The 2,876-nt window shown below is 35.3% G+C and carries 5 protein-coding genes; 1 reads left to right on the forward strand and 4 read right to left on the reverse strand.

Going from position 1 to position 2,876, the window contains the following annotated elements; genetic code table 11:
• Positions 1 to 332: 332 nt before the first annotated feature.
• Together ACFPYN_RS17370 and ACFPYN_RS17375 are read right to left on the reverse strand one after the other, a co-directional pair.
• The gene (locus tag ACFPYN_RS17370; RefSeq protein ID WP_377735905.1) at positions 333 to 662 is read right to left on the reverse strand and encodes a type II toxin-antitoxin system PemK/MazF family toxin; all 330 of its coding nucleotides are present in this window, start codon (positions 660 to 662) and stop codon (positions 333 to 335) included.
• A gap of 5 nt (positions 663 to 667) precedes the next feature.
• Positions 668 to 940, reverse strand: a complete 273-nt coding sequence (locus tag ACFPYN_RS17375; RefSeq protein ID WP_377735900.1) for an AbrB/MazE/SpoVT family DNA-binding domain-containing protein — start codon at positions 938 to 940, stop codon at positions 668 to 670.
• Positions 941 to 1,303: 363 nt separating this feature from the next.
• Between ACFPYN_RS17375 and ACFPYN_RS17380 the strand changes: the two genes are divergently transcribed.
• On the forward strand, positions 1,304 to 1,828 hold the full coding sequence (locus ACFPYN_RS17380) for a hypothetical protein (protein ID WP_377735901.1): 525 nt from the start codon (positions 1,304 to 1,306) through the stop codon (positions 1,826 to 1,828).
• A gap of 137 nt (positions 1,829 to 1,965) precedes the next feature.
• Here ACFPYN_RS17380 and ACFPYN_RS17385 read toward each other — a convergent pair whose 3' ends face one another.
• Both ACFPYN_RS17385 and ACFPYN_RS17390 read right to left on the reverse strand, forming a co-directional pair.
• A complete protein-coding gene (locus ACFPYN_RS17385; RefSeq protein WP_377735902.1) occupies positions 1,966 to 2,268 on the reverse strand; it encodes a hypothetical protein in 303 nt (100 codons plus the stop codon).
• 15 nt (positions 2,269 to 2,283) lie between these two features.
• On the reverse strand, positions 2,284 to 2,876 hold a 593-nt coding region (locus ACFPYN_RS17390; protein WP_377735903.1), incomplete at its 5' end, for a hypothetical protein.

Below are 2,876 nucleotides of genomic sequence, written 5' to 3' on the forward strand. Positions count from 1 at the left end.
ATACTTAGTTTCGTATAGGTTAGTGAACTTAGATTGTTGAACGAGTTCTTGAACATGAATGAAAGTGCCAAACCTGAGAAAACACTGTAAATAGGGGGTGTACATTAACTCCTGGTTTTCTGAACATAACCTTGCGGGCTAAGAAAACTTACCAAGTAAATAAAAAAACTAAAAAACGGTAGCTAAGATTATCTTGACTACCGTTTTTTGCGTTGCTACCTATGGATTTCAAAAACCTTAAAATAACAATAAGAATCAGCCGCCTTGAAAGGCAGCTGATTGTTATTAAGTAATAAAGTCGGATACTTCCGAAACAGTAGATCGGTTTCTCTCTATGTAAGAAACGTAGCGATTCTGTCCAAACAGTCTTGCACAATCTCTGGGGGTGCTTGTCCTTTTATTTTCAGATTCCGAGCCGACCAATCCAAATTTTTCACTTGGTCCGTCAAAATAACACCCTCAAAAACTAAACCACTAGACAACGGAACTTCATATCCCCATCCCCTAGCAGTATTAGTTATCGGGGCAATCGCTACAAATCCGGTTATACTATTAAAAATTTTCGGAGATAAAACAATCCCAGGTCGATGTCCTGCTTGTTCATGTCCTGTTTGTTGAGAGAAGTTGATTTGAACTAAATTCCCTCTGTCTGGCACTATCACCGGCATTAAAACAATTCCTTCCCTACGACCCCAAAATCAACTTCTTCATGGCGATTTTCGGGTGTGCATTTTGATAATAATTCTTCTAATGTTGGTTTTCTCTTCTTTGGAACTAATGTGATGCCCTGAAGTCCAACATTCATGTCCATTTCAGAACCTTGTTGGATATTCATTTGTTCGGCAACTCCGGCAGGAATACGAATCGCTAAACTATTACCCCATTTTTGAACGGTCGTCGTCATAGAGCGTACCTCCCCTTCTTTTTGATTCTCTTTCATTGTATCACCTCTCCGTTCACATTGTATACACACAGTATATACAATGGTGCAGTGAATGATACATGACTGTACAACATAATTATTTGCCAAGTTGTTGTTTGGTTTCTATCAACTTTTAGGAATTAGCCATTTTAAACTGATTAATAAATAATTAAAACACCTAGTAATTATTAATCTTGATATTGTAGTATTTATACAAAAAAGGCACTGCCTTCGGGTGGTGATTTTTTTCGGATGAGACATTGAGAATCAAGTAATGTATTCTCATGAGAAAAATCCTATTCAGTCTTTATATATCAATACTTTTAAAAATATGAGAAACTGGTGATTATATGAATGAGAATCGTGAGAAAGGATGATTTTATGGATGAAAAATGGCTTACCTTTGCCCAACTAGAGGAAAGAACAAAGATTCCTCACCAAACTATCAGAAGATATATTGACAGGCACGGTCACCATTTAAGAACAAAGAAGCAGCATAGAAGTATTTATATTCAAGAGGACAGCCTGGAGACTCTTGTTGCGATTCGCGAGATGTACGAGAAAAATTACAATGTTCAACGGATAGAAACCGAACTTGCGAATTATGGCTTTCTTACAACAATTGTTATCGAAGATGACGAAAAAAAAATAAATGCGATTGATGTCCTTGAAAGTCTTCAAAAATCCAACAATGAGCTGCATGAGAAGATGAAAAAACAGGAAGAATTTAATTTATTGTTGCTTGAACAAATGAAAAAACAACAAGAATACATAGAGAGCACTTTAAAGAAAAGAGATGAACATTTAATGAGTGCTTTAAAGCAGACATTAGAAACAAGAAAGCAAGTGGCAACTACAGAAGAAGTAAAGAAAAAAAATTGGTGGAATAAAATTTTTTCAAAATGAATTACAACTATTTTTTAAAGGGAAGATAGTCAAAAAGCGAGATTTTATAATTGGCTTGAAGATAGAAGTTAAAGAAATGAAAAACGATAAAAAAAAAGCCCAATTAGGGGCTTTTTTTAAAAAGAAATATTAAAAATTCACATGAATTGTTCAAAGTATTTTTTAGGATCAGTAATTTTATTTTCAATAAATATTTTTGCCCAATCATTAATCTCATTAATATATGATTCTTCATCTCTACTAGGCAATACGGCCAATATCTCATCAAAAGAGCCATTCTTATATACCTGATTCAAATGTAAATCAATAATTATAGTTATTTTGACTTCGTCATCACAAGAGATTGTTGATATAACTTGTTTTTTCGATAAATCAACAAGGGTATAAGTTATTTTTATGCCTATAGGTTGAAAATCAGCGTATCCTTGTTCAAGGTTCAAAATTCCACCGCCTATTTAGTTAATCTTAAAATATGATGAGCCATTTGCAACTGCACTGTATATACCATTTTTAGCAGTTGTAAAATTCCCCCCAAGCTTAACTCTGTAAGAACCTTTTGGCAATTTAAAAGATGCCTCATTTCTTATTGTTGAGGTCGCAATATTAACTGGGTATCTAAAATTGAAAGTAGAATAACGTTCCCATCCACCATTCAGAAAGCCCTCATCTCTTTCGAGATATACGATTACATTACTGTAGATAATAACGTCTCCCCCAACCTGAATATTCCACGGACAATAAGCATTCGAACTAATTGTATAGCAACTAACGCTTCCTCTAGCGAAACTTAATCCATAAGTTTGAAATTCACCAGTATTAGTTGATTGAGGTGTAAATGTAGTTTCCACTACATTCGGTAGAGTGTTTACGTCTACTGACGCTTCTTTCTTGCACTTGAACTGGGGGAAGGACAGCATCCAGCAGGAGGAAGTCACCCCTGCACTCACCCTCGGAGAGCACACCTTTACGCATGTAAAGTATAGTGTGTTATACTTTTCTTGGAAGTGTTGCCGGTAAATCTCGTGATCGGAGGGAATCGAATGAGCTT

The organism is Paenisporosarcina macmurdoensis (genome assembly GCF_042658845.1).
Lineage (GTDB): Bacteria > Bacillota > Bacilli > Bacillales_A > Planococcaceae > Paenisporosarcina > Paenisporosarcina macmurdoensis.